The 25,519-nt window shown below is 58.5% G+C and carries 28 protein-coding genes; 10 read left to right on the forward strand and 18 right to left on the reverse strand.

Annotated elements, in window-relative coordinates; translation table 11 throughout:
• Nucleotides 1-110: 110 nt before the first annotated feature.
• The 6 genes from flgE to BSP75_RS02275 all read right to left on the reverse strand — a co-directional run bounded on the left by flgE (nt 111) and on the right by BSP75_RS02275 (nt 5,031).
• Nucleotides 111-1,409 carry a flagellar hook protein FlgE gene (flgE, locus tag BSP75_RS02250; RefSeq protein ID WP_075112067.1) on the reverse strand — a complete coding sequence of 433 codons (1,299 nt, stop codon included), beginning with the start codon at nt 1,407-1,409 and terminating at the stop codon, nt 111-113.
• Nucleotides 1,410-1,419: 10 nt separating this feature from the next.
• Entirely contained in the window at nt 1,420-2,160 is a 741-nt protein-coding gene (locus tag BSP75_RS02255) for a flagellar hook assembly protein FlgD (RefSeq protein WP_042657133.1), read from the reverse strand.
• A gap of 15 nt (nt 2,161-2,175) precedes the next feature.
• Complete coding sequence (flgC, locus tag BSP75_RS02260; protein WP_005350658.1) at nt 2,176-2,595, reverse strand: flagellar basal body rod protein FlgC; 420 nt, start codon at nt 2,593-2,595, stop codon at nt 2,176-2,178.
• Nucleotides 2,595-2,993, reverse strand: a complete 399-nt coding sequence (gene flgB / locus BSP75_RS02265; RefSeq protein ID WP_005334169.1) for a flagellar basal body rod protein FlgB — start codon at nt 2,991-2,993, stop codon at nt 2,595-2,597. Before flgB ends, flgC begins: the two co-directional genes overlap by 1 nt.
• Nucleotides 2,994-3,277: 284 nt before the next feature.
• A complete protein-coding gene (locus tag BSP75_RS02270; RefSeq protein ID WP_075112068.1) occupies nt 3,278-4,102 on the reverse strand; it encodes a protein-glutamate O-methyltransferase in 825 nt (274 codons plus the stop codon).
• 17 nt (nt 4,103-4,119) lie between these two features.
• On the reverse strand, nt 4,120-5,031 hold the full coding sequence (locus BSP75_RS02275) for a chemotaxis protein CheV (RefSeq protein ID WP_075112069.1): 912 nt from the start codon (nt 5,029-5,031) through the stop codon (nt 4,120-4,122).
• 144 nt (nt 5,032-5,175) lie between these two features.
• Between BSP75_RS02275 and flgA the strand changes: the two genes are divergently transcribed.
• From flgA to BSP75_RS02290, 3 genes are all read left to right on the forward strand, one after another.
• Nucleotides 5,176-5,859 carry a flagellar basal body P-ring formation chaperone FlgA gene (gene flgA / locus BSP75_RS02280; RefSeq protein WP_075112070.1) on the forward strand — a complete coding sequence of 228 codons (684 nt, stop codon included), beginning with the start codon at nt 5,176-5,178 and terminating at the stop codon, nt 5,857-5,859.
• A 91-nt stretch (nt 5,860-5,950) separates the two neighbouring features.
• Nucleotides 5,951-6,271 (forward strand): flagellar biosynthesis anti-sigma factor FlgM, encoded by a 321-nt coding sequence (gene flgM / locus BSP75_RS02285; protein WP_005334177.1) that lies wholly within the window; start codon nt 5,951-5,953, stop codon nt 6,269-6,271.
• Nucleotides 6,268-6,684 (forward strand): flagellar protein FlgN, encoded by a 417-nt coding sequence (locus BSP75_RS02290; protein WP_075112071.1) that lies wholly within the window; start codon nt 6,268-6,270, stop codon nt 6,682-6,684. Before flgM ends, BSP75_RS02290 begins: the two co-directional genes overlap by 4 nt.
• Before the next feature lie 36 nt (nt 6,685-6,720).
• Here BSP75_RS02290 and yfcE read toward each other — a convergent pair whose 3' ends face one another.
• Both yfcE and BSP75_RS02300 read right to left on the reverse strand, forming a co-directional pair.
• The gene (gene yfcE, locus BSP75_RS02295; protein ID WP_075112072.1) at nt 6,721-7,263 is read right to left on the reverse strand and encodes a phosphodiesterase; all 543 of its coding nucleotides are present in this window, start codon (nt 7,261-7,263) and stop codon (nt 6,721-6,723) included.
• A 10-nt stretch (nt 7,264-7,273) separates the two neighbouring features.
• Complete coding sequence (locus BSP75_RS02300; protein ID WP_075112073.1) at nt 7,274-8,911, reverse strand: peptide ABC transporter substrate-binding protein; 1,638 nt, start codon at nt 8,909-8,911, stop codon at nt 7,274-7,276.
• A 156-nt stretch (nt 8,912-9,067) separates the two neighbouring features.
• On the opposite strand from BSP75_RS02300, the gene BSP75_RS02305 reads away from it, so the two are divergent.
• Entirely contained in the window at nt 9,068-9,967 is a 900-nt protein-coding gene (locus tag BSP75_RS02305) for a DMT family transporter (protein ID WP_075112074.1), read from the forward strand.
• 19 nt (nt 9,968-9,986) lie between these two features.
• Here the strand turns inward: BSP75_RS02305 and rsuA are convergent, their stop codons facing one another.
• The gene (gene rsuA, locus BSP75_RS02310) at nt 9,987-10,679 is read right to left on the reverse strand and encodes a 16S rRNA pseudouridine(516) synthase RsuA (RefSeq protein WP_075112075.1); all 693 of its coding nucleotides are present in this window, start codon (nt 10,677-10,679) and stop codon (nt 9,987-9,989) included.
• Between the two features lie 168 nt (nt 10,680-10,847).
• Here rsuA and BSP75_RS02315 point away from each other — a divergent pair, with 168 nt between their 5' ends.
• Nucleotides 10,848-12,047: an HD-GYP domain-containing protein gene (locus BSP75_RS02315; protein WP_075112076.1), complete on the forward strand. Its 1,200-nt coding sequence runs from the start codon at nt 10,848-10,850 to the stop codon at nt 12,045-12,047.
• Nucleotides 12,048-12,064: 17 nt separating this feature from the next.
• Here BSP75_RS02315 and BSP75_RS02320 read toward each other — a convergent pair whose 3' ends face one another.
• Together BSP75_RS02320 and fsa are read right to left on the reverse strand one after the other, a co-directional pair.
• Nucleotides 12,065-12,244 (reverse strand): hypothetical protein, encoded by a 180-nt coding sequence (locus BSP75_RS02320; RefSeq protein WP_042057439.1) that lies wholly within the window; start codon nt 12,242-12,244, stop codon nt 12,065-12,067.
• A gap of 128 nt (nt 12,245-12,372) precedes the next feature.
• A complete protein-coding gene (fsa, locus tag BSP75_RS02325) occupies nt 12,373-13,026 on the reverse strand; it encodes a fructose-6-phosphate aldolase (RefSeq protein WP_075112077.1) in 654 nt (217 codons plus the stop codon).
• A gap of 128 nt (nt 13,027-13,154) precedes the next feature.
• Between fsa and BSP75_RS02330 the strand changes: the two genes are divergently transcribed.
• The 5 genes from BSP75_RS02330 to BSP75_RS02350 all read left to right on the forward strand — a co-directional run bounded on the left by BSP75_RS02330 (nt 13,155) and on the right by BSP75_RS02350 (nt 20,369).
• Nucleotides 13,155-14,051, forward strand: coding sequence for a glycyl-radical enzyme activating protein (locus BSP75_RS02330; RefSeq protein ID WP_075112078.1), 897 nt, complete (start codon nt 13,155-13,157; stop codon nt 14,049-14,051).
• Nucleotides 14,052-14,055: 4 nt separating this feature from the next.
• Nucleotides 14,056-16,488, forward strand: a complete 2,433-nt coding sequence (locus BSP75_RS02335) for a formate C-acetyltransferase/glycerol dehydratase family glycyl radical enzyme (protein WP_075112079.1) — start codon at nt 14,056-14,058, stop codon at nt 16,486-16,488.
• A gap of 94 nt (nt 16,489-16,582) precedes the next feature.
• Entirely contained in the window at nt 16,583-17,329 is a 747-nt protein-coding gene (locus BSP75_RS02340) for a DNA-binding transcriptional regulator YciT (protein ID WP_075112080.1), read from the forward strand.
• Between the two features lie 166 nt (nt 17,330-17,495).
• Nucleotides 17,496-18,389 (forward strand): EamA family transporter, encoded by an 894-nt coding sequence (locus tag BSP75_RS02345; protein ID WP_075112081.1) that lies wholly within the window; start codon nt 17,496-17,498, stop codon nt 18,387-18,389.
• A gap of 129 nt (nt 18,390-18,518) precedes the next feature.
• The gene (locus tag BSP75_RS02350; protein ID WP_075112082.1) at nt 18,519-20,369 is read left to right on the forward strand and encodes an extracellular solute-binding protein; all 1,851 of its coding nucleotides are present in this window, start codon (nt 18,519-18,521) and stop codon (nt 20,367-20,369) included.
• A gap of 117 nt (nt 20,370-20,486) precedes the next feature.
• Here the strand turns inward: BSP75_RS02350 and BSP75_RS02355 are convergent, their stop codons facing one another.
• The 7 genes from BSP75_RS02355 to BSP75_RS02385 are packed head-to-tail and all read right to left on the reverse strand — an operon-like array spanning nt 20,487 to nt 25,518.
• On the reverse strand, nt 20,487-20,879 hold the full coding sequence (locus BSP75_RS02355) for a DUF2750 domain-containing protein (protein WP_075112083.1): 393 nt from the start codon (nt 20,877-20,879) through the stop codon (nt 20,487-20,489).
• The gene (locus tag BSP75_RS02360) at nt 20,869-21,846 is read right to left on the reverse strand and encodes a LysR family transcriptional regulator (protein WP_075112084.1); all 978 of its coding nucleotides are present in this window, start codon (nt 21,844-21,846) and stop codon (nt 20,869-20,871) included. The genes BSP75_RS02355 and BSP75_RS02360 overlap by 11 nt, the downstream gene beginning before the upstream one ends.
• Nucleotides 21,847-21,859: 13 nt before the next feature.
• Nucleotides 21,860-22,636: a hypothetical protein gene (locus tag BSP75_RS02365; RefSeq protein ID WP_148140595.1), complete on the reverse strand. Its 777-nt coding sequence runs from the start codon at nt 22,634-22,636 to the stop codon at nt 21,860-21,862.
• Nucleotides 22,633-23,511, reverse strand: coding sequence for a metal ABC transporter permease (locus BSP75_RS02370; protein ID WP_075112086.1), 879 nt, complete (start codon nt 23,509-23,511; stop codon nt 22,633-22,635). Before BSP75_RS02370 ends, BSP75_RS02365 begins: the two co-directional genes overlap by 4 nt.
• Nucleotides 23,511-24,194, reverse strand: a complete 684-nt coding sequence (locus BSP75_RS02375; RefSeq protein ID WP_075112087.1) for a metal ABC transporter ATP-binding protein — start codon at nt 24,192-24,194, stop codon at nt 23,511-23,513. Before BSP75_RS02375 ends, BSP75_RS02370 begins: the two co-directional genes overlap by 1 nt.
• Entirely contained in the window at nt 24,194-25,069 is an 876-nt protein-coding gene (locus BSP75_RS02380) for a zinc ABC transporter substrate-binding protein (RefSeq protein WP_075112088.1), read from the reverse strand. Before BSP75_RS02380 ends, BSP75_RS02375 begins: the two co-directional genes overlap by 1 nt.
• A complete protein-coding gene (locus tag BSP75_RS02385; RefSeq protein ID WP_075112089.1) occupies nt 25,066-25,518 on the reverse strand; it encodes a hypothetical protein in 453 nt (150 codons plus the stop codon). Before BSP75_RS02385 ends, BSP75_RS02380 begins: the two co-directional genes overlap by 4 nt.
• Between the last annotated feature and the right edge of the window lies 1 nt (nt 25,519).

The following is a 25,519-nucleotide window of genomic DNA, read 5'->3' on the forward strand; positions in this document are numbered from 1 at the left end:
GCCAAGGCCACAGAGGTATAGTGTGAAAAAAGCCAATAAAAACAATGCCAGTCAGGCTTAACTGACTGGCATTAGGGCCAGGCCCCCTCTCATCTTCATGCATTGTGTAATTAACGGATCTGCAGAATGGTCTGCTGCAGCGAACTGTTAACCTCTAGCGAACGGGAGTTGGCCTGGAAGTTACGCTGGGCAGTGATCAGGTCCACCAACTCGGAAGTCAAATCCACGTTGGACTGCTCCAGCGACGATGACTTGATGGCACCGAAGGTGCCCGAGTTCGGGGTTCCCGGCAGGGCATCACCGGAGAGCAGAGATTGCCGCCAGGAGGTATCCCCTACCTGAGTCAACCCCTGGGAGTTGGCGAACTTGGCCATGGCCACCATGGCCACCTTGACGGTGGTGGCATTGCTGTAAGTGGCCGATACTATGCCGTCCGCGGTGATTTCGACCTTGGTCAACCGGCCGACGGTGGAGCCATCCTGAGTCAATTTGTTGACTTCAAATGGTGAGGCATATTGAGTGACAGTACCCAACCGATACTCAAACTTTTGAGTCGGATCAGCACCATTAGTTATGATACCTGCGCCAGGGGTACCCAACGTATCGGTGACAATGGGATTAGGCAACGTGCTGGTTAACTTACCATCAGAGCCGAACGTCAGAGTGGCTGGTGCGCCGCCAGGGGTAATAGAAGTTGTACCCTCATACAAATGCATCTCCCAAGTAGGGGGATTCAATGCTTGTGGAGGTGTTTGATTATCCCCTTTTTTCACAAAATATTGAGTGATGGTATGTGGCTCGCCAAGTGAGTCATATATGACCACTGAGGTAGAAGAGGAATAAGTCTTAGAGTTGGTGGTATCAAGCGGCGTTGCTGTCACATCGATCGGCTTAGCTGACGATGGCAGGTTAAAACTCGCCTCCACCAAAGTGGTTTTAGCCGGCTCGCCGGCCTTGTCCGGGATCTGGATAGGCTTAGTCGCGTTGATGCTGACCGCCTTGGGGGTACCGTCAGAGTTGATCTCGTACCCCTGCAGATAACCGCCAGAGTTGCTGACCATATAGCTGTTTTCATTGAGCTTGAAGGCACCGGCACGGGTGTAAGTGCGATCCAGGTTGGTCAGACCGTCAGAGGTCACAAAGAAGCCGTTACCCTGAATCGCCAGATCCAGTGCGTTATTGGTGAATTGCAGCGCCCCCTGATGGAACTGCTGGGCAACCGCGCCGGTTGCCACACCGTTACCGACCTGGGTCTTGGCATTGACAAAGATGGAGTTGGCGTAGACATCCGCAAACTCGGCACGGGACTCTTTAAAGCCCATGGTGTTAACGTTGGCAATGTTGTTGGCGGTGACGTTCAAGTCTTTTTGTGCCGCGTTGACACCGCTCAAGGCATTGTTAAATGACATATCCAGCTCCTTAGATCGATGCTGTCGACGTGGTTTTTGACGGTGTAACCGTCGGATTTGAATTGGTTCCTGAAATTTGCAGAATATTGTTCAAATATTCGCTACCCAGTCCTCTCAAATTGAGGCGAGTCGGGTTAGTGGCATTGCCCAAGGCAACACTGTCCACTTTGGCATAAGCAAATGTGGCAATACTTTCCGACTTGCCATCGAGAGTGCCGCTGGCTTTGATGACATACTTGCCTGCCGCGACTCGGTTGCCGGCCTTGTCTTTACCGTCCCAAGCAATTTCAACATTACCTTTTTGGTCTCCTTCGAGAGGAAACTCCTTGATAACCTGCCCCTTTTCATCCTCAACGGTAATTTTGACGCCCGAATATTTATTCGTTGTACCAACAGCAACGACCGCAGATAACGAACCATCCTGGTCTAAAAATCCGGTATTGCCCTGTAACAACACATTTTGACCTACCAGAGAAGACGCTTGCAGAGCCTGGCTGGATATCATCTGGTCATTAAGCTTGCCCATCTGGGTAGACAGACTACTGATCCCCTCCGACGTAGACATGGAGGCCATCTGGGAAAGCATCTGGGCATTGTCGACCGGCTTGAAGGGATCCTGATATGACAGCTGCATGGTCAGCAGTTTCATAAATGAAGCCTGATCCAGCTCTTTCTTGGGCGCCGTTGTGGTGCCTGTCGTCTGGGTCGTGGTACGGCTGATACCGTTCACATTATTGGTTGTATCGACCATGCTGCATCCCTCCTATCAGGACTTGCCAAGCTGGAGCGTCTGCTGCAGCATCTTCTTGGCCGAATCTGCAACTTGGACATTGGTCTGGTAACTGCGCGAGGCGTTGATCATGTCGGCCATCTCTTCAACCATGTTAACGTTCGGCTTGAAGATGAAGCCGTCTTTGTCCGCCATCGGGTGGTTGGGGTTGTACTCTTTAAGCAGTGGCGCCTTGCTCTCGACAATGCCCTTCACCTCAACCCCGACCGAGCCCTGCTTGTCAGACATCGCCTGATCGAGCTGGGCGGCAAAGACTGGCCGCCTGGCGTGGTAAGTATTTTCCACACTGGAGCTGACGCTGTCCGCGTTGGCCATGTTGCTGGCAACCGTGTTGAGCCGCACGGACTGTGCGCTCATAGCCGAGCCTGCTATGTCGAAGACCTTGAACAAACTCATCACTGCTCTCCTTTCAGGGCCTTCAGCAGGCCACTGATCTTGCTATTCATAAATTCAAGGGAGGTTTGATACTCGAGGCTATTGCGCAGAAACTCGCTGCGCTCCTGCTGCACATCGACCGTATTGCCGTCACCGGTATCCGGTTGCAGCGGGTTGCGATATTGCACGGTACCCGGAGCGTCCATATTCAAGGCAAAATGCTTTTCGCTGGTCGTTGCCAGACCAAAACCCTGATGCGACTGGGCCTCCTGCAATGCCTGTGCGAAGTTGATATCTCTGGCTTTGAAGCCTGGGGTATCCGCGTTGGCAATATTGCTGGACAGCACTTCAGCCCGCTTGGCGCGAACGCTTATCGTGTGTTGATGAACACCGAATGCCTTGTCAAATGAAAGAGCCATAGCACACCTCCTGCTTGGTATATTTTGTTTGCAAGAGGTGTGCCATAAGCGAATCACTCAACTCGATGGTCTGGGAATGAGCACATTTCAGACCAAAAACCACGGGAGTATCTCGCCCCCGCAGCCAGGTGACGTCTGGCTACCACAGGTTGTTAACCATCTTGGTAGTGGTTGGAAATGGCAAGTAAATAGAGACATTGAGCTGGAGAGAAAGAAAGAGGGAAGCTAATCGCTTCCCTCTTTACATGAACTGGCAAGAACCCAGAATATAAAGGCTATCAGGCCTATTTGACCTTGTAGACTATCCCCGGATTACAGCGGATCATCTCGAACCGGTCGGTCAATCCGGCCAGTGATTCCGACGCCCCCAACATCAAATATCCACTAGGATTGAGGCTGGCAGCAAACTGGTTGAGGATCTTCGACTTCACTTCCGGCGCAAAATAAATGAGCACGTTACGGCAAAAAATAATGTCAAACTTGCCGAGCAGGCTGTAACTCTCCAGCAAATTGATCGGGCGGAAGGTGGTCAATTTTCTGACTCGCTCCACTACCCGCATCTTGTTGTCGCCGTAAGGCTCAAAAAACATCTTCTTGCGCTCGGGTGACAACCCGCGAGCCAGTGCAAGACTGTCATAAATGCCTTCCTTGCACTGATTAAGCATGGTCGTCGAAATATCCGTTCCGACAATTTGCACGCCACCAGGCAAGGTGCCCGGCTTTTTCATCTGTTGTTCCAGCGCCGTCATGGCAATGGAGTAGGGCTCCTGCCCTGACGACGATGCGGCAGACCAGATCTTGATGGGGCGGCCGCTTTTCCCCAATTCCGGGAAAATCTTGTCGGTAAGCAGTTGAAACGGATAGGTATCACGAAACCAGAGGGTCTCGTTGGTTGTCATGGCATCCACCACGGCCATTTTCAGGTCACGCTCTCGCACACTCATTGCACGGGTAACCAGATCAGACAGACTCTCGATGCCAAACTGAGCCATCAACGGTGAAAGACGGCTCTTCACCAGATACTGTTTGTTATCACCCAGCACGATCCCGCTCTGAACCGCCAGAAAGTTGCTGAACTGTTTGTATAAGTCGTCCGAAAGTGTCTTCATGCAGCTGTTCTTCTTTATTAGAGTGCGTTTTGTACGGCCTTGGCCAATTCATCCGGTTGGAACTTGGCGATGAAATTGTTGGCCCCCACTTTCTGCACCATGGCCTGGTTGAATACCCCACTGAGGGAGGTATGCAGAATAACATGCAAATCCTTGAGATTGGGATTATTCCGGATTTCTGCAGTGAAGGTGTAACCATCCATTTCCGGCATTTCGATATCCGAAATCACCAGCGCAATCTGATCCTTGATGGGGCCATTTTTGGCCATTTCCAGCAGCATATTCAGTGCTTCACGACCATCTTTTGCCAGCACGCACTCGACCCCGATGGCCTCGAGCGCACGCTGCACCTGTTTGCGCGCAACAGAAGAGTCATCGGCAACCAGCACAGGACGTCCCAGGGTCGGGTGTTCGACACTCGCTTCCACCAGCTCTTTGCTCACTTCGGTAGAGACAGGGGAGATCTCGTTGAGAATACGTTCAACATCGAGGATCTCTACCAACTCGCCGTCCACCTCGGTGACCGCAGTCATGTAGTTGATGCGCCCCGCCCCTTTGGGCGGCGGCAGGATCGACTCCCAGTTCATATTGATGATGCGCTCGACCGAATGCACCAGAAAACCCTGAATGGAGCGGTTGTACTCGGAAATAATAATGAAGCACTTGCTCAAATCTTCAATCGGACGCTTGCCAACCGCCATGCTGAGATCGATGACCGAAATCGTCTGGCCACGAATGTGGGCGACCCCGCGAATGCAGGAGTTCAGTTTGGGCATCACGGTCAAGGGGGGGCACTGCAACACTTCACGCACTTTGAATACGTTGATGCCAAATCTTTGACGTCCGTTGAGACGAAACAACAACAACTCCAGCCGGTTTTGTCCCACGAGCTGGGTACGCTGGTTGACCGAGTCCAGAATACTGGCCATAAACACTCCCTAAAAACGCTTGGCATTAATCATGCATGCGTGATGGATTGCGTCAGACTATCGATGTGACAACGAACAGATTCTGAAGCAATCATAGTTAAATATGGTGATATGCGTGAACAACTTATCGACCAACGAGCGAAAATGATTAACCGACTTTTACTCATCAGCCTCTTTTTTGGCAGCATATCTTCCAGCTACGCCTCGGACGTCACTACTTATCTGCAAGAAAGGGCACAAGAGTTCGTTTACAGCCAGCTGGATGTTCCGTTGGATGCCAGAGCGGAGGTCACCCCTGCCACGCTGGATGAACGGCTCCCACTGACCCGCTGCGAAGATCTGCTCACTATCAGCTTACCAGCAAAAATGGAAATTCGCCGCAATACAACAGTTTACCTTAAATGTGAGGAAGACAAACCCTGGGACGTCTATCTCCCGGTGCGGGTCAGCATTCAAAAACCCTATGTCACGGTGGCCAACCCCATTGCCAAGGGGGATCTGCTGAGTGAAAGCCAGCTGGTCCTGGCCTATCAGGATCAAACCCTGATCCGCGGCGACTACCTGACTGACACCACCCCTCTTATCGGGGTGCGCAGCAAGCGGGAGCTAAAACCGGGGCAGCCCATCCGTTTGAGCCAGGTTTGTGTAGTGTGTAAAGGGGATCAGGTCACTCTGACGGCAGAAAACAGCAACTTCCAGATCAAAACCATGGCCCGAGCCTTGCAAGATGGCAGCTTCGGAGAGATCATCAAACTCGTCAATATTCGCTCCGGCAAAACCGTTGAGGGTAAAGTCAGTGCTGTGGGTGCCGTATCGGTCACGTTTTAAATCCGGATCCTTGACAACTTTTTTCTAAAGTTTTGACCTGCCGCACCGATAAACAGGTAAGCAAACCTTAAAGCAGACGAAGGTAACTAAAATGGCCATCAACAATATCAACAACTTGGCGAACAATCGGTTGCAAAATACCGCTAATAGCCAGGGGACAGGCAGCAAGTCAGTCACCTCATCGCCCGAAAACAAAGCGGCTACTGTCAAGCTGGACTCCGTCTCCTTGACCAGTGAGGCGCAACAATTGCAAAAGATGCAACAAAACCTCAATACCGCCTCGACCGGCAATGAGAGCAAGGTCGAACGACTGAAAAAAGCCGTCGCGAGTGGCGAATATCAGGTCAACAGTGACGCTGTTGCCAAGAAGATGTTCAGTTTCGAGGCCAATCTGGACAAAGTTCTGGGATGATGGACTTACCTTCGTTACTGCACACCCAAGATGATTACCTCAGCCAGATGCAAGGCATTCTGGAAGAGGAGTTCAGCTTGCTCGAGCAGCATCAGGCACTGGCACTGCCTGCACTGACCGAACGCAAACAGCAGTTGCTTGCTGCGATAGAAACCCTGGACAAGACGCTGGCAGAGATGCCGGAACTGGCACTGCAGCTGGCAGCCTATCCCGACGAGATAGCGCAGCTTCGTGCAAAACTGGATGCCTGCCAGACACAAAATGATATCAACGGTCGATTGCTTGAATTGAGCATGGTTTCCAACCGTCGTCTGGCAACCTTTCTGAGTCAGTTGCGAGATCGCAACAGCCTGACCTATGACGCCAAGGGCAACACTCGCTCTGGCACCCGCTCCTACGGTATCAAGGCCTGACATCTCTTATCAGGCCTTGCATTTTTGCTGTCCGTTTTAAAACATCAGTCGCAGCAACTCTCGCCCATCCTCACACGCATTGACGCGTAGCACCCCGTCTTCATAGCACCCGTAACTGGCAGGCAGCTCGCCGCGCGGGAAACAGATCGACCCAGGGTTCATCAATACCCGATCCCCCTGCCACTCCAGCACCGGCACATGAGTGTGGCCACTCAGGAACAGACTGCCTGCCGGCAGCTGTACCTCGTCCGGACGGTAAAGATGACCGTGGCTGACAAACCAGCGCCGCTCATCGACCAGCAGCTGGTTGTAGGGGGCGGTAATGGGAAAGCGCAACAGCATCTGATCCACTTCGGAATCACAATTGCCCCGCACCGCGATGATCTGCGGTGCCAACTCGTTGAGCCGATCGGCCACCGCAGCCGGGTTATACCCCTCCGGCAGAGGATTGCGCGGGCCATGGTTGAGCAGATCGCCGAGCAGCAGATAGTGATCCGGCTGCCAGGGCTCAAGTTGGGTCAGCACCCGCTCCAGCGCAATGATGCTGCCGTGGATGTCGGAAATGATGGCAAGTTTCATGAAATGCTCCTCACTGCGGGCTGAAATAGAGATCCTTGGTGGCAATCGTCCCTTTCAAATTCTGGCTGGGCAGCCCTCGCAGCGCGGGATCGACCAGTCTCATCTGATTGTAATGATATACGGGGATGATCGGCGCCTCTTCGAGCAGCAACTGTTCGGCATGGTGGTACAGTTCGCCCCGGCTCGCACTGTCCAGCGTGTTGGCTGCCTGCTCCAGCAGCAGATCAAAATCGGGATTGCAGTAGCCGCTCTCGTTGCGCAGATCCTGACAACGGAAGCTGCCCAGCATGGCTGACGGCTCGACGTAATCGCCAAACAGGAAGCTTCTTGCCACCTGAAAATCACCGCTATCCTTGGCCACCTGATAGGCGCCCCACTCCAAACTGTTGAGGGAGACCTGCACCCCCAGCTTCTGCCACATGGCGGCAATGGCCATCGCCATCTGCTTGTGGGTATCGGCGGTGTTGTAGGTAATGCTCAGCTTGAGTGGATTCGCACTGTTATACCCGGCTGCTGACAGCAGGGCTGCCGCTTTGGCCTGGCGGGTCGGCATATCCTCGAGCGCCACAGGCAATACCACCCGGGGATAACCCGGCATCTCCGGCAACAGCGACCATGCCGCCTGTTCATCCTGCCCGCTCACCGCACCAATGAGCTGCTGTCGATCAACCGCCATGGAGAGCGCCTGACGCACCCGCACATCCTGCAGTTCCGGGCGCTTCAGATTGAACGCATAGAGATAGGTGCCAAACAGCGGCAAACCCCACAGCCGCTCCGGGGACTCGCGCTTCATCTTCTGGTAATAGCCGAGGGAGACCTTGTTGGTCAGCTGGATTTCACCGGCCTCATAACGCAGCCGCTCCGCATGTTGCGAGGTGATCGGCAGGTAGGTGACTCGCCCGATACGGGTGTGAAGGTCGTCCCAGTAGTGGATATTGCGCTCGGCTTCGATCCGCTCGTTCGGCGTCCAGTTTGTCAGCCGGTACGCACCGTTGCTCACCAGCTTGCCGGGCTCGGTCCACTGCTTGCCAAACTGGGCTATCGCCTTCTGATTGACGGGCACAAAGGGGCGCTGACTGATGAGCTGCAGGAAATAGGGAGCCGGCCGCTCCAGAGTGATTTTCAGGATCTGGTCGCTTTGCGCCTCAATGCCCAGATTGTCGAGCTCCAGCGCACCGGCATAGATGGATTGCGCGTTGTTGATCCCCGTCGCCAGCAGCAACCCGGCAGAAGGGGAACTGATGGCAGGATCGAGCAGACGGCGCCAGGCATAGACGAAATCAGCGGCCACCAGCGGCTCGCCATTGGACCACTTCAGTTGGGGGCGCAGGAAAAAGCGCCACTCCAGCCCATCGTCACTCACCTCCCAGCGCAGCGCCTGAGCTGGTACGATACGCCCCTGCCCGTCGTCACTGACCAGCCCTTCAAACAGATCGACCAGTACCGCCTCCCCCGGAAAACTGGATCGCACCAGCGCCGGATCCAGCGACTCCGGCTCGGCACCATTGCCCTTGACCAGGGTTTGCCGATCGGCCAGCAGAGGCTGCTGCTCAACGGTGGTGGCATGGGCCAGAGGCCCTGCCAGCACGGCAAGCAATAGCGGGGAGAGCCAGCGTTGCGCCAGCTTGGGGAAGAAACCATACCTCATGACAAAACCTCGAATAAAACCACTGCAGGAGGGGAAGGCCGACGGCGCGCCTGATGAATGCCTGATGCCGCTCTTGTTATCCCCGAAAACGCCCCGTATTGTATCGGGCTTGCCCGGGAGATGGAGTCTTTCGGGTTAATTTTTTCAGGAGTTTTTATGGGTTATGAGTGGCTGGCCCTCGCATCGGCCAGTTTATGGGCAGTTGCAGCGCTAATTTCGGTCAAACCGGCCCGTCATCTCGGCGCATTCGCCTACAGTCGCTGGCGCATGTTTCTGGTCAGCCTGATGCTCGGCACCATGAGTCTGCTCACTGGCGGCTGGCAAACCCTCACCGCAAGCGTCCTGCCCCTGCTCGCCATCTCGGGGCTGGTCGGCATCTTCGTCGGCGATACGGCGCTGTTTGCCTGCATGAACCGGCTGGGACCAAGACGCAGTGCCCTGCTTTTTTCCTGCCATGCGCTGTTTTCCGCCCTGCTTGGACTGTGGCTCTTTAATGAACAGCTGACGGGCTGGCGACTGCTGGGGGCCATGCTGGTCTTTGCCGGCGTGATGCTGGCAATCCTGTTTGGCAGACGCAGTAGCAGCAACGAGTGGGAACAGATCCGTGGCAATCTGGCGCTGGGGATTGGCCTTGGCCTGACGGCGGCACTGTGTCAGAGCGTGGGAGCCATCATCGCCAAGCCGGTGATGATGAGTGGTGAGGTGGATGCGGTGAGTGCATCGGGTATCCGGATGGGCAGCGCCCTGCTGGCCCACTGCGTCCTGCGGCTGGGGCGCTTGCCGCTGGCTATGCCGCTCAAACCGGTCAATCAGCAGATCCTCGCCATGATTGCCACCAACGGTTTTCTGGCGATGGGGCTGGGCATGACGCTGATCCTGATGGCACTGCGGCAGGGCGAGGTGGGCATGGTGGCGATTCTCTCCTCCACCACGCCGGTACTGCTGCTGCCGCTGTTGTGGTGGCACTCGGGGGAGCGGCCATCCGTTGCCGCCTGGGCGGGGGCACTGATTGCCACCTTGGGCACGACGCTGGTGCTGGGTTTCAGCACTCACTGACACCCGGCACCATCGCTGATCAGAACAGGGCAATCTCCTCAGCGGTCAACTCGCGGTATTCACCGGGGGCCAGCTCTTCATCCAGCGTCAGGCCGCCCACCCGCTCGCGATGCAAACCAACGACCTTGTTGCCGATGGAGGCAAACATCCGCTTGACCTGGTGGTACTTGCCTTCATGGATGGTCAGGCGGGCCTCGCACTCGCCGAGAATTTCCAGCTGGGCAGGACGGGTTTTATCGGTCTCGTTACGCAGGTAGACCCCTTCGGCGAACAACTCGATTGCATCCGGGCTCACCGGATCGGCCAGCCAGACATGATAAGTCTTGGCACACTCGTGACGCGGTGAGGTGATACGGTGCGACCATTGGCCGTCGTCGGTCACCAGCACCAGACCCGTGGTATCGAGGTCGAGGCGCCCCACCACGTGCAGCTTGCCCATCGCCGGCTCATCCATCAGGAAGAAGACGGTCGGGTGATCCGGATCCTCGTTGGAGCAGACATACCCTTCCGGCTTGTGCAGCATGAAATAGCGGTTGCGCTGCTCCAGCGTCAGCACCACGCCGTCAAACTCGATCTGGCTCTGCTCATTGATATGAAAGGCGGGCTGCTTGACCACAATGCCATCCACCATGACCTCACCCTGACGGATCAGTTTGCCTGCCAGCGAGCGGGTCAAATCGGAACAATCGCACAGAAATTTATCAAGCCGCATTCACAACCTCGGAGTCCAACAAGTAAAGGGGCGTCATTATATCGGGCGGGGGCGACAACGCCACTGTTAAGGGGTTGCCAATTATGACGAAGTGGTCATCCAATGTTACACTTCTCCGGTGTGACCCATCCGAACGATACTCATAATAATAAAAGTCAGGAAGCCCTCATGAAGTCTCAAGCATCCTATCCCGTCATTCCCGTCAACCAGCTAAAACCCGGCATGTATGTGATTGCTATCGCCAGCCAGACAGGTGGGATGGAGATCGCCCAGATGGGCATGGTGACCAGCGTGGCACAAATTGCCAATCTGGTACGCCAGGGGGTGCTCACGGTGCGCATCGATCTGGCCCGCAGCAAGCTGGGCAGCGCCGAGAGTGACGCCGTTATCTCCCCCGACCTCAATGCCAACAGCGCTCAGGCGGGACGCCGGGCCAGTGCCAACGGTGAAGGGCGGGAGCTGAAGATCCGCCGCCTTTACCAAGAGGCCCGCGAGCTGCAAGGCAAGTTCATTCGCCAGCTCCAGGCGGGTGAACCCATCGACATCACCCCGCTGGCGGAAGTCGCCGAAGAGATGGTGGACACCATGTTCAGCCACGGCGATGCCATGCTCTGTCTGGCCCGTATTCGCGCCAAGGATGCCTACCTGATGGAGCACTCCATGAACGTGGCCATTCTGCTCGCCAACTTCGGTCGCTATCTGGGTCTGGAGCGCAGCGTGCTCAAGGAGCTGACCTTGGGTGGCCTGCTGCACGACGTGGGCAAGATAATGACCCCGGACGAGGTGCTCAACAAACCGGGCAAGCTCACCGACGAGGAGTTCACCATCATGCGCCAGCATGTGGTGCACAGTTACGAGATCCTCAGCAATACACCGGGCATCACCCCCACAATGCTGGAAGTCGCCGCCAACCACCACGAGCGACTCGATGGCACCGGCTACCCGCAGCGGCTCAAAGGCGATCAGCTCTCGCTCTATACCCGGATGAGCGGCATCGTCGATGTCTATGACGCCATCACCGCGGATCGGGTCTACAAAGCGGGCATGCAGCCGACCCAGGCCTTCCGCATCCTGCTCAAGGGGATCAATCAGCACTTCGATGCCGAACTGGTGACCAAGTTCATCAAGTGCATGGGGGTCTATCCGGTGGGAACGCTGGTGCAACTCTCGAACCAGCGGTTGGCCATCGTGATGCAGCGCAACGAACAGCAACCGCTCAAGCCGGTGGTCAAGGTGATCTATCACGCCACCCAGCGTCACTACCTCGAGGTGCAGTGGCTGGATCTGGCCAAATCAGGTGTGCAGGAGAGCATCGAATGCACAGTCGATCCCAAAGAGTTTGGCATCAAACTCGCCAACTTCTTCTAATCCCTTACCTCAGATATTCATGATTGGCGCTGGCTGTCGAGCCAGTGCTGGATCAGAAACTCCTCATCCAGTGGCGAGAGATCAAAACGCAGGCTGGCTTCTTCAATGGCAGAGATATCGTGCTGGTGATGCTCGCTGAGCCAAAGCACCGCACGACGCAAATCTTCACCATGGGGGAGTAGCAAATGGTCGCTCATGGGATACCTCCGGTAGACTGCAGGGCGGCCCGCGAACGTGGCCTCCTCTTTCAAGTCTAGTCGGTCAATCCCCACAACCTGTGCTTCACCCTCCCCCCTTTATCACAGCAATCCGCTTGTCACTGCAATCAGCGACCGAAGGCGCGCTGCCAATCCTGATCAAACGTCACCAGCGCCGCATCCACCGCAGGCACGTTCAGCAACTGCTCCGCCACATCGAGCGGCAAGGTGATGGACTGGCAACCGGCCAGCAGGCAGTCAAGCGCCTGACGGGGAGTGCGGAATGACGCCGCCAGCACCTTGCTGTTCGGGGCGTGCAGCTCAAGCAGCTGTTGCAGCTCCTGCACGGTGGCGATGCCATCGCCCCCCTGGGCATCCAGTCGGTTGACATAAGGTGCGACATATTCAGCCCCCGCTACCGCAGCCAGCCAGCCTTGCAGCGGGGTATAGACCGCAGTGCCCAGAGTCGGCACGCCGTTGGCGGTCAGGCTCTTGATGGCTGCCAATCCCTCCGCACATACCGGGATCTTGATCACCAGATCCGGGTCCAGCTCACGCAGGGCGAACGCCTCGCGCACCATCTCGGTGTCGGTTTTGGCCATCACCTGGGCAAACAAGCGCGCCTTGGGCCCCAGAACGTCGCGCAGGGCGGGCAGCAGCTCGGAGAGCGGTATGCCCCCGGCGGCAGTAATGGAAGGATTGGTGGTGACACCGGCCAACGGCAGGATCCGTGACCAGCGACGCACTGCCGCCACATCGGCGGTATCGAGATACAGCTCCATCTCTAACTCCTTAACGGGATGTTCAATATGTCGCCATTCTAGCGATAAAACATCTGCAAATTGCTTGATCGAAATCAAATCAGCTTTCGAATGAAAGCAAATAGAATGAAAAAACAAAAGGAGGCGGTATGATTTTCGACCTGCAACGATATTCAACTCACGATGGCCCCGGCATTCGCACCCTGATATTTCTCAAGGGGTGTTCGCTGGCCTGTCTGTGGTGTCAAAACCCGGAGAGCCGCTCTCCCACGCCGGACATACTACTCGACCGGCGCCAGTGCATCGAGGGATGCCAGCTCTGCAGCCAGGCTTGTCCGGCAATCTTGCGTGACAGCCAAGGCATCCAACTCACCCGTTCAGCCCTCAAGGCCGACGATATGGAACGGCTGCGCGGCCTCTGCCCCAGCGAAGCGCTGCAGGTGTGCGGCCGCGATGAAACCCTGGACACCCTGATGGACACCATCTTGCGGGATCGTCCCTTCTTCGAGCGCAGCGGCGGTGGCGTCACCCTCTCCGGTGGCGAACCTTTTATGCAGCCCGACTTTGCAGCAGCTCTGCTGGCCCGCTGCAAGGCACAAGGGCTGCACACGGCGGTCGAGAGCTGCCTCCATGTGCCTTGGCATCAGATTGAGCCAAGCCTCCCCTCACTGGATCTGGTGCTGGCGGATCTTAAACACGTGGACAAGGAGCGTTTCTTCAACTGGACCCGCGGCAAGGTAGAGTTGCCCATCGCGAACCTCAAACGCCTCGCCGAGCGCGGCGTGCCGATGCAGATCCGGGTGCCGCTCATTCCCGGCTTCAATGCCGACCGTGCATCGATCGAAGCCATCACCAACACCGCCGCCAGCCTCGGCACCGTGCAGGAGATCCACTTTCTCCCCTACCACACGCTGGGGATGGGCAAATATGCCCTGCTGGATCAGCCCTACCAGGCGCCGGACGCACCGCTCGACGACCCCGATTTACTCCGCTTTGCCCACGCATACGCCCAACGTCAGGGGCTGACCCCTGTGACCAGAGGATAAGATCATGACCCAGCTCGACCTCAATACCCTCAGCCCGCGGATCCGCGCCCACAAAGAGAGCCTGATCCACATAGTGCAGCCACCGGTCTGCACCGAGCGTGCCCGCCACTACACCGAGGCCTATCAGGCTCATCTCGCCCGGCCGCTGCCGGTGCGCCGTGCGCTGGCGCTGGCCCATCACCTCAAGCAGCGCACCATCTGGATCAAGCACGACGAGCTTATCGTAGGCAATCAGGCCAGTCAGGTACGGGCGGCGCCGCTGTTTCCGGAATACACGGTGAGCTGGATTGAGAAAGAGATCGACGAGCTGGCGGACAGACCCGGTGCCGGTTTTGCGGTCAGCGAAACCGACAAGGAAATCATCCACGCCCTCACCCCCTTCTGGCGCGGCCAGACAGTGCAGGATCGCTGCTTCGGCCTCTTTACCGACGAGCAGAAAGCGCTACTGGAGAGCGGCATCATCAAGGCCGAGGGCAACATGACCTCGGGGGATGCCCACCTCGCGGTCAACTATGAGGAGCTGCTCACGCTGGGTCTCGATGGCTTCAAGGCCAAGGTGGCCGAGCGGCGCAGTCGGCTGGATTTGGCGGATTGGGCCGATCTGCAGCGCGAGCAGTTCCTGCACGCCGTCGCCATCACCCTAGAGGCGGTCAGCGATCACATCGGGCGCTACGCCGCCCTTGCCCGCGACATGGCTGCGCAAGAATCGCGACCCGAACGCCAAAGCGAGCTTGAGACCATTGCGCTCAACTGCGCCCACATCGCCCACCAGCCCCCCGAGACCTTCTGGCAGGCGCTGCAGCTCTGCTACTTTATCCAGCTCATTCTGCAGATCGAATCCAACGGCCACTCGGTGTCGTTTGGCCGGATGGACCAATATCTCTACCCCTGGTATCGCCGCGAGGTGGAACTGTCAGAATCCCTGTCACGCTCCCGCGCCATCGAACTGCTGCAAGGGTGCTGGCTCAAGTTGCTGGAGGTGAACAAGATCCGCTCCGGCACCCACTCCAAGGCCTCCGCCGGCAGCCCGCTCTATCAAAACGTCACCATCGGTGGCCAGAACTGGCGGGATGGCGCGGCCCATGACGCGGTCAACGGCCTCTCCTACGCGATTCTGGAGTCCTGCGGCCAGCTGAGATCCACCCAGCCGAACCTGTCGGTGCGCTACCACGCCGGGATGAGCGAGGATTTCCTCGACGCCTGCATTCAGGTGATCCGCTGCGGCTTTGGCATGCCCGCCTTCAACAACGACGAGGTGGTGATCCCCGAGTTCATCAAGCTCGGGGTGAGCGTGGAAGATGCCCACCACTACGCCGCCATCGGCTGCATCGAGACCGCCGTGCCCGGCAAGTGGGGCTATCGCTGCACCGGCATGAGCTTTATCAACTTCGCCCGCATTCTGCTGGCATCCCTCGATGGCGGCCGCGATGCCACCACCGGCAAGGTCTTCCTGCCCCAAACCCAATCGCTGCGAGACGGTAACTTTGGCAACTTTGACGAGGTGATGGCCCGCTGGGATGAGCAGGTGCGCTACTTCACCCGCAAATCCATCGAGATCGACTGCGTGGTCGACAGCGTGCTGGAAGCGCAGGCCCACGACATCCTCTGCAGCACCTTGGTGGATGACTGCATCGAACGCGGCAAGACCATCAAAGAGGGGGGTGCCGTCTATGACTGGGTCTCCGGTCTGCAGGTGGGGATCGCCAACCTCGGCAACAGTCTGGCGGCCCTGAAGAAACTGGTGTTCGAGCAGGGCGTGGTGGATCAGCACGAGCTGGCTGCCGCCCTGGAGCAGGACTTTGCAGGGCTCCAGGGCGAGCAGTTGCGCCAGCGCCTCACCAATGCCGCCCCCAAATATGGCAACGATCTGGACGAGGTCGATCTGCTGCTGGTGCAGGCTTACCAGAGCTACATCGACGAGCTCAAGGGGTTGCACAACACCCGCTTCGGGCGCGGCCCCATTGGCGGCACCTACTATGCCGGCACCTCCTCCATCTCGGCCAACGTGCCGTTCGGTGCCGCCACCATGGCCACCCCGGATGGGCGTCACGCCCGCACGCCGCTGGCGGAAGGAGCCAGCCCTTCGTCAGGTTCGGATCGTCTCGGCCCGACGGCGGTATTCAACTCCATCGGCAAGCTGCCCACGGCGGCGATCCTCGGCGGGGTACTGCTCAACCAGAAGCTGAGCCCGGCGAGCCTTGAGAACGAGCGGGACAAGACCAAGCTGATGAGCCTGCTGCGCACCTTCTTCGAGGTGCACAAGGGGTGGCACGTGCAGTACAACATCGTCTCGCGCGAAACCCTGCTGGCAGCCAAGGCCAATCCGGATCAGTACCGGGATCTGGTGGTACGGGTGGCGGGCTATTCGGCCTTCTTCACCGCCTTATCCCCGGATGCGCAAGATGATATCATCGCCCGCACCGAGCACAGTCTCTGACGGGGCGCGCCCATGGCGCCTGTGACGTCATATGATTGGCAAGCCACCCCACGGGTGGCTTGCCGCTATCCACCACCTTGCATGCGAGCGCACCATGAACCCACGCCACCAACTGATCCTCACTCTGGTCCATCAGGCGCGCAAGATGAGCGTGAGTGAGCTCGCCCAACACACTGGCGTGTCTGAGGTGACGGTGCGCAACGACCTCACCGCGCTGGAGAAACAGGGGCTGCTCAGACGGGTACACGGCTCGGCCATGGCGCTGGAGACCGATGACCCGGATGCCCGGATGAACATCAACTACCTGCTCAAGGAGCGCCTCGCCGAGCGGGCTGCCCAGCTGGTAGAAGATGGCGAGACGGTCTTTATCGAAGGGGGCAGCGCCAACGCCATGCTGGCGCGCCATCTGGCCCTGCACAAGCGGGTCACCATCATCACCATCAGCAGCTATATCGCCCATCTGCTCAAAGACACCCCGGCTCAGGTGGTGCTGCTCGGCGGGCTGTTCCAGCATCAGAGCGAAAGCGTGGTGGGGCCGCTGACGCGCCTCTGCATCGAGCAGGTGCACTTCTCCAAAGCCTTTATCGGGGTCGACGGTTTTCACCCCGAGGTGGGCTTTACCGGTCGTGACATGATGCGGGCCGATGTGGTCAACAGCGTGCTGGCCAAGGGGATGACCAATGTGGTGATCACCGACAGCAGCAAATTTGGCGCCATCCACCCGAGCCAGCTGGGCGCACCGGGCCAGATCACCGTGCTGGTCACCGACGATGCCCTGCCCGCCCCCATGCGTGCGGCTATCACCAACCGTGGTATTGCGCTGCACTGCGTCACAGCCTGATCTGCCCTGACCTTGCCAGCAGTCCCCAGGCCCCTCAACTAAAAAACCCAAACGGGTCTTTAGCCTTGACACTCACCACCTGCTCAGGGGTATGCTCGCCCTCTTGCCGATCGCGCCGGGCTGTGTAAACCCTCGCGCCGCACTGCTGATGACAGGGATTTCAACCATGCAAACCAAAGACAAGTGTCTGGCCGCTCTGGTCATCCTCTGCTGGGGGCTCAACTTCATCGCCATCAAGTGGGGACTGGAGGGGATACCACCGCTACTGCTGGGGGCACTTCGCTTTATCGGCGTGGTCTTTCCCGCCATCTTGCTGGTGCCCAGGCCCGCCATGCCCTGGCGCTGGCTGCTGGCCTACGGCGGCGCCATCAGTCTGGGCCAGTTCGCGTTTCTGTTCAGTGCCATGAAGTTCGGTATGCCCGCGGGCATGGCCTCGCTGGTGCTGCAATCCCAGGTGGTGTTCACCCTGCTGTTTGCCATGATCTGGCTGGGGGAGCGCTGGCAGCCTCACCACTGGGTGGCGCTGCCTTTGGCGGGATTCGGCCTCTATCTCGTCGCCACCCACGGTGAAGGCAACCTGACCCTGCTCGGCTTCATCCTGACGCTGTGCGCCGCAGCCTGCTGGGGCCTTGGCAACGTCATCAATCGCCAGATTGGTCTGCGCTATCAGACCACACTGCCGAGCCTGATCGCCTGGGGCGGTCTGGTGCCCATCCTGCCATTTTTCGCCCTCTCCTGGCTGTTCGAGGGGCCGGAGCTGATGGCCAGCAGCCTGCTCAACTTCAGCTGGCAGGGATTATTGTGCGTGCTCTACCTCTCGTATGTCGCGACCTGGTTGGGTTACGGACTGTGGGGGCGACTGCTGATGCGCTATCCGGTGGCGCAGGTGGCGCCGCTCTCCCTGCTGATCCCCTGTGTTGGCATGGTGGCGGCAGCCCTGCTGCTCGATGAACATCCGACCGCCATGCAGTGGCTGGGCTCAGGTCTGGTGCTGCTCGGCTTTGTGGTGCATCTGCTCGGTGGCAGACTGCGCGGGTTAAAACCACAGAGCGTGACATGATGAGCGCCTGTCAATTCGCGCTATTTCATTGACCTGACAGGATAAAATTTTCATGATGAGCCAGTCCCCATCGGGACGGACATCACCAGAGCGTGATCTGCAGGAAGCAGACTTCAGGAGAGCAAGGACATGCCATCGACCATCACCACCGGGGGGCGCCGCCTCCCCCCTATCATTCGCGCCACCGCCATCACCCTGACCCTATGCTGGAGCCCGTTTGGCTGGAGTGCCACGCTACCTGCTGACTTGAGGTGGGAGAGCAACAACCAGGATCCGGTCTATGCCGATCCGGCCGCCAAGCGCGGCGGCACCTTTCGCACCTTTATGACCAGCTTCCCCCTGACCTTGCGCAAATATGGCCCCGACTCCAACGGCGGCTTTGCCGGTTACGTGCGGGAGAGCAACCTGCCACTGCTGAGCACCCACCCCGTCACCGGCAACCCCATGCCGATGCTGGCCAACGAGTGGGCCTTCGGCGCCGATCACAAGACCCTCTATTTTCGCATCAATCCCAAGGCGCGCTGGTCGGACGGCCAACCGGTCACCGCCGATGACTGGCTCTTTACCCTCAAGATGATGCGCAGCAAAGAGATCAACGATCCCTGGTACAACAACTACTACAGCACCCAGATAGCCGACATCACCAAGTTTGATGATCACACCCTGGCCATCACCAGCGGCACCGAAAAGAGCCGCCAGGATCTGCTCGAATCACTGCCCATCAGCCCGGAGCCGAGCCACGCCATCAAGCTCACCGCCAACTGGGTCAAGGAGTACAACTGGAAGGTGTTGCCGGTCACCGGCCCCTATCAGCTCGATCAGGTGAAAAAGGGCAAGTCGGTCACCTTCAAACGGATTGAAAACTGGTGGGGAGATGACGAGCGTTACTTCCAGCATCGCTTCAATCCCGCGCGGATCGAGATCAAGGTGCTCAGGGATCTGAACATCGCCTGGCAACACTTCCTGCGCGGCGATCTCGACACCTTCCCGCTGGTGATGCCCAACTGGTGGCACGACAAGACCAAAACCGCGGAGTTCGAGAAGGGTTATATCTCGCGTACCTGGTTCTACAACCAGACCCCGCAATCTCCAATGGGGCTCTATCTCAACACCGCCGATCCGCTGCTGAATAATCTAGATGTGCGGCTCGGGGTTCAGCATGCCCTCAACCTCGACAAGATGCTCACCACCCTGCTGCGGGGGGATTACCAGCGACTCAACAGTTATGGCTCAGGTCAGGGTGAATTTACCAACAGCGAGATCAAGGCCCGTCCGTTCGATCCCAAACTGGCACGGGAATACTTTGCCAAGGCAGGCTTTGACAAGGTAGGGCCACAGGGGATTTTGCAAAACGACAAGGGGCAGTCACTGACCCTCGCCATCACCTACACCACCGCAGAGCACGCCCAGCGGCTCACGCTGTTGCGGGAAGAGGCCAAGAAGGCGGGGCTTAATCTGGAGCTCAACCTGATGGATGCCTCGGCCGGTTTCAAATCGATGCTGGAGAAAAAGCACCAGAGCGCCTGGATGGCCTGGGCGGGCAGCCGCTACCCCGCCTATTGGGAGTTCTTCCACAAGGTCAACGCCAACAAGCCCCAGACCAACAACATCATGAACATCGATGATGACGCCATCACGGCGCTGGTGGAGCAGTACGACAAGGAGTTCGACTTTGCCAAAAAGGCGTCCCTGTCACGGCAGATCCAGCAGCGGCTCTATGAGCTGGCCAGCTTCGTCCCTGCTTATCAGGTGCCCTACACCCGGGAAGGGGCATGGCGCTGGATCAAACTGCCCAAGGTACCTGCAACCCCCAAGAGCGAGCAGCTCTACTGGCCCCTCGGTGGCGACAACAGCGGTTACAGCTACGGTGGCCTGCTGTGGATTGATGAAGAGGCAAAGGCACAGACCAAAGCGGCCATCAAGGCCGACAAAACGTTCCCGGTCGTGCTCCTGACTGACACCACTTATCGGCAACCCTAGTCCTGGCCGCCCTCCTCTGCTCCAGCGAGCACAGGATGGCCGCCCCAAAAACGACAGACCCCGCACAGTGGCGGGGTCTTGTTTTGCAACCGGGTTGCTTGCAAGCAAACGAGGCAATTAGCCGCGCTTGGCCTGCTTCTCGGCAATGGCGTCAGCCACATCGCCCGGCTCCAGCACAATACCTTCCTGATCCGGGGTCGGGAACACGGCAACACACAGCTCGTCCTGCTCCATACCGTCAACCCAGCGCTCCAGCCACACCTTGAGGGTGATGGACTGCGGCTTGCAATCGGCCCACTCACCTTCGGCCCACGCCTTGGCGTACTCCGGGTGCGGCCATACCGGGATGCAATCTTCATCATCGGTGGTCAGCATCATGACGCCATGCTCGTCAGTCAGCACAAACAGCTCTTCATGCTCGACCAGCTTGCTGATGAAGTGTTCGTAACGGTAATCAGCGTTCAGTTGCAGCGCGGCATTGCGCTCGGTGTCGCTCAGTTCATAGCTCATTGGCCAAGTCTCTCTCTCGATAAAGGGCGCCATGTTCACATCTTGTCGGCAGCTTGTCCAGCTTGCACCCGCGCCAGGAGGGTGGGAGCGCACTGCGAATATGAGCCAGTAATGCACTGACCTTGCGCGGCTGCCGCCCATAAGGATAGAGCAATCCCACCTGCCATGGCACCGCTTGCCAACCGGTCAAACAGGGGATCAAGCTGTCCGGATGGGCCCGGTTCAGCGCCCGGACACGGGTATCTGGTAAAATACCGATGCCCCGGCCACGTCGCATCGCGCTGATCTGCATCCCCACATCATCAAACAGCAAGCGGGAGGGCGTAGGCTGGCACAGATACTCCCCCTCCTGTATATGCCGTAACAGCACCCCGTCGTTGATCGTCGCGCCCCCACCAATCCAGTCATGGGTGCTCACATCCCTGGGGTGTTGTATCGGCTGTTGTCCTGCCAGATAGTCCGGGCTGGCATAAAGAGAGGCGGGCAGTTGCACCAGTGGTTCGTAACGCAAACCACACTCGGGATCTGCTCCGAACCAGCACCAGATCTCACCCTGAGCGGCACTGTTGGGAGAGAGCTGCTCGTCTGTTTTCAGACTGATCCTGGCCCCGGGATAGTGCTCCAGAAACGACTCAAGCGCTTCCACAAACCATGTCTCGGCGCAGACGGGGTGACAGCGTACCAGCAACTCCCCGCTCACCTCTTCCCGCAGATCCTCCATCACCTGCAGCCCTTGCTGCGAGAGTCGCAACATCTGCCGGGCATAGGATTCAAACAATCGGCCCGCCTCCGTCAGCTGTAGTCGATTACTCTGACGACGCAATAACGGCTGACCAACCCGCAGCTCCAGCTGGGCGAGACGACGGCTCATGGTCGATTTCGGGAAACCGAGTTGATCGGCGGCAGCGGTTAGACCGCCGCACTCGACCACAGCGCAGAATATTTTTATTTCGATCAGGTCCAGCATTCACATTCCCGCATCAATCGGCTGTTGGCGCGAGCTGGCGAACCAGAGCTTGCTGATTTTGCATCAGCCAGACTTCGATCGGCTGATCTCCCAGCCGCAGCAAGGGGTCCGGCTGCCAGATGCCAAGGGAACGCCCTTTGTGCGGACGACTGGTCAGCACCAGATCGGCCTGCTGTTGCGGCACCAACGGCAGACCGAGCGCCTGCGCCAGTGGCATCAGCCGTTGATCTGCCACCGCCAGGCTGGCCACATTGTGCGCCAGCAGCACATCGTCAAACGCCATGGCACTGCCCTGCACCGCCCGCAGCAATCGCTGGCGATTGCGTTCAATCTGCGCGCTCTGGGCTGGCCACATACGGGCCAGATCCCGCGCGGCCACATTTCCCATCAGGGTCAAATTGCCAAAATCGAGCCAGAAGTAGTCCCCCTCCCCGTCCGCTCGCAGGGTCACTTTGGCGCCAGCCGGCGCCAGCTCCCGCGCGACATCAATGGGCACGACCCGGATCTGGCGCTGGCGCAACAGGGGATAAATCGCCAGCTCCGGCTGCAACGACTCCATCGTCAGCAGGGCATCGGCCGGTCCCAGAGTGGCCACATCCACCTTGCTCAGCCAGCCGGGGATCCGGTTCAGCGGCAATCTGGCGGGCGGCAGATAACGGGCGACGATACCGGTGTCGGCCAACAGCGAAAGGTTGATGGCGTGCAACACCGGCACGGTACTGACCACGGTCGGCGCGGCCCACAACGGCAACGCCAGCAGGCCGAGCAGCAAACAAACAAAAGATCTCATTCAATGGTTCTCCAGCGACGGTAACCGAGCGCAAGTACAAAAAAGAGCGAGGCAAACATCACGATGGCTGCCCCGGAAGGCAGTGGCAGGGCGCCCGCCATCGGCACCAGAATGCCGAGGAAGCAGCTGAGGGTTGAAAACAGCACCGATAGCCAGAAAAACTGGGCACCACTGCGACTCACCAGTCGGGCCGCCGTCGCGGGGATAAGCAGCAGCGCCCCCACCAGAATGGCCCCAATCACCTTGACCGAGGCGACCGTCATCAGGGCAATCAGCAACACGAACAGATAGTCATAGAGACGCACCGCCACCCCGCGGCTGCGCGCCAGCTCCGGCGCCAGACTCGCCAGCAGGGCGGTATTGGTTCCGCGCAGCAACATCAGCAGTGCAGGAATGGCAATGAGCTGCAGCACCAGAAGGTCGAGATCCTTGACCGTCAGGATCGAGCCAAACAGCACGTTTTCCAGGATATGTACGTTGACCCGCTTGGCTACATAAAGCAGCAAGGCGGCCCCCAACGCGATGGCAAACGAGAGGAACACGCCCACCAACGCATCATAAGGGATCTGGGTGCGGCTCTTGACCCAGTGGAGCAGCAGGGCAAATAGGATGCAAAAACAAAACAGCGCCACCAGCGGCGCCGTGGCGGGCTCCCCCAGCAAGATCCCGAGTGCCACACCGGTCAGGGCACCGTGACCGACCGCTTCGGAGAAAAACGCCAGCCGCTTGACCACCACCAGCGGGCCCAGCGCCCCGAGCAGAGGCCCCATCAAGAGAGCCGCAACCAGGGCATTGGTCAGGAAGGCGTACTGGAACATCTCGGGCAAATAGCCGCTTTCAAACAGGGAGAATACCCATTGACGCAGACTCTCCATCACGCCACCTCCAGTTGGGCATCGGCAAACACCTCATCCGGAGTGCCGACCGCCGCCAGCCCGCCATCAATCACCCACACCCGGTCGGCATAACGCCTCACCCAGGCCATGTCATGATGCACCACCAGCAAGGTTGCCCCTTGCCCACGCAGTTGCAGCAGCAAGCGGTTAACCATCTCTTGTCCCTCTTGATCCAGCCCGGTCATGGGCTCATCCAGACACCAGAGTTGACTCCCCTGATCCAGCCCTTGTGCCAACAACAGGCGCTGGCGTTCCCCCCCAGACAGCTGACCGAGGCGCAAATGTCCCTTGCCGGTCAGCCCGACTTGCGCCAACAGCTGATCGATCCGCACTTTCGCCGCCGACTTCATCGGCAACCACAGGGGGCGGCGCGAGAACGTCGCCAGCAGGAATTCGTTGATGGTGATGGGCAGAGATGGCTCAAACTGGCTCTGCTGCGGCACATAGGCCACCGGACCCGGCGCCCCCACCCACTCCCGAAACACGTCGCCGCTATGGGGTCGCAGACCCAGCACGCACTTGAGCAAGGAGGACTTGCCCGCCCCGTTGGGGCCGACGATGGCATGCAGCTTGCCCGCGGCGAAGGTGCCATCGATGGGCTGGAGTATGCTCACCCGATTGAGCGACAAGGCAAGCCCTTGCAGCAGGATTGACGGCCCCATCAGCTGGCCTGCGCCGCCAGTGACAGCGCCTTAACCAGGGTCTTGAGGTTGTGATCCATCTCGCGGCTCACCAGATCGGGGTCATAGTCACCAAACGTCATGTGGGAGAAGTGGTAAATCCGGATCCCGGTGGCGTTCTGGATCAGCTCCACGTAGCGGTTATCCATATCCAGTTCGGTAAACAGCACCTGAATATTGGCCGCCTTGATCCGCTCAATGGTCTGCTGCAACTGGGTCGCATTGGGCTCAACCCCGTGGGCCGGTTCAATGACGGTGTCGATGCCGATGCCAAACTCCTGCAGCAGATAGCCGTAGGCATTATGGGTACTGGCGATGCGCACACTGGCCAGATCCAGCGTCAACAACTCGGCCCGGTAGCGGTTCTTGATGGCTCGCAGGCTGCGGGCATAGGTCAGGGCATTTTGCTGAAAATAGTCGCGATTGGCCGGGTCAAGGCGCCCCAGCTCGCGGGCAATGGTATAGACCTGACGCACCGCGGCATCGATGGCCACGAAGGTATGGGGGTTGTAGCTCCCCTTGCTGGTGGCGAGCAGCGGCAAATCGGCATTGGCGTAAATCCGGGTCAGCTTGGGCAGCGCCAGCCCCTCAAGGGCATGCACCGCAAACTCGTCATGGCCGATGCCGTTGAGCACCAGTGCATCCATGCTGCTCAAGCGCTTGATATCGCTCGGTTGCAGTTCATAGCTATGGGGGTTGAAACCGCTCTCGATCAGCGGCACCACCTTGGCACGATCACCCACGATATGGTGCACATAGCTGTAATAAGGGTGCAGGGTGATCCCCACGGTCAACGGCTTGCTCCATGCAACAAGGGGGGTCAGCAGCAGGCTCAGGCCCAGAAAAATACGCATCATGGTGTCATCAAAATCCAGTGGAGAGGTGTAGTGCAGTCAGGGATGCCGGATGCCCCTTCGCCATCGAGAAAAATGGCATGAGCGGACAACGAGACAAGCCAGCGCGCATCGGGCTGGCCCACTCGCGGTCCCAGCCAGCAGCCATTGGCCAACTCTTGCCAGCCCCCCTCGCTAAAAGGGGGGATCAGGGCTTGCTCCATGGCGGCCAGCGCGGGCCAGTGGCCGTCACTGGCCATAAAGCCGGCCTCATCGAGGGCGATAACCAGCTCGGTCAGCTGTTGACGGCCAGCCGGGGTGAGATCAGGCGTTTGTGCCACAGGCGTGTCTGGCGCCTGACGCAAATAGATCCCCACTACCCCGCACAACAAGACGGCGGCGGTGAACAGTGCCACCCAGCGATTCTCATTGCGACCATCATCCGGCACGACGCGCTCACGACAGCCGCTCATC

The sequence above is a fragment of the Aeromonas sp. YN13HZO-058 genome (assembly GCF_001921245.1).
GTDB classification, from domain to species: domain Bacteria; phylum Pseudomonadota; class Gammaproteobacteria; order Enterobacterales; family Aeromonadaceae; genus Aeromonas; species Aeromonas allosaccharophila.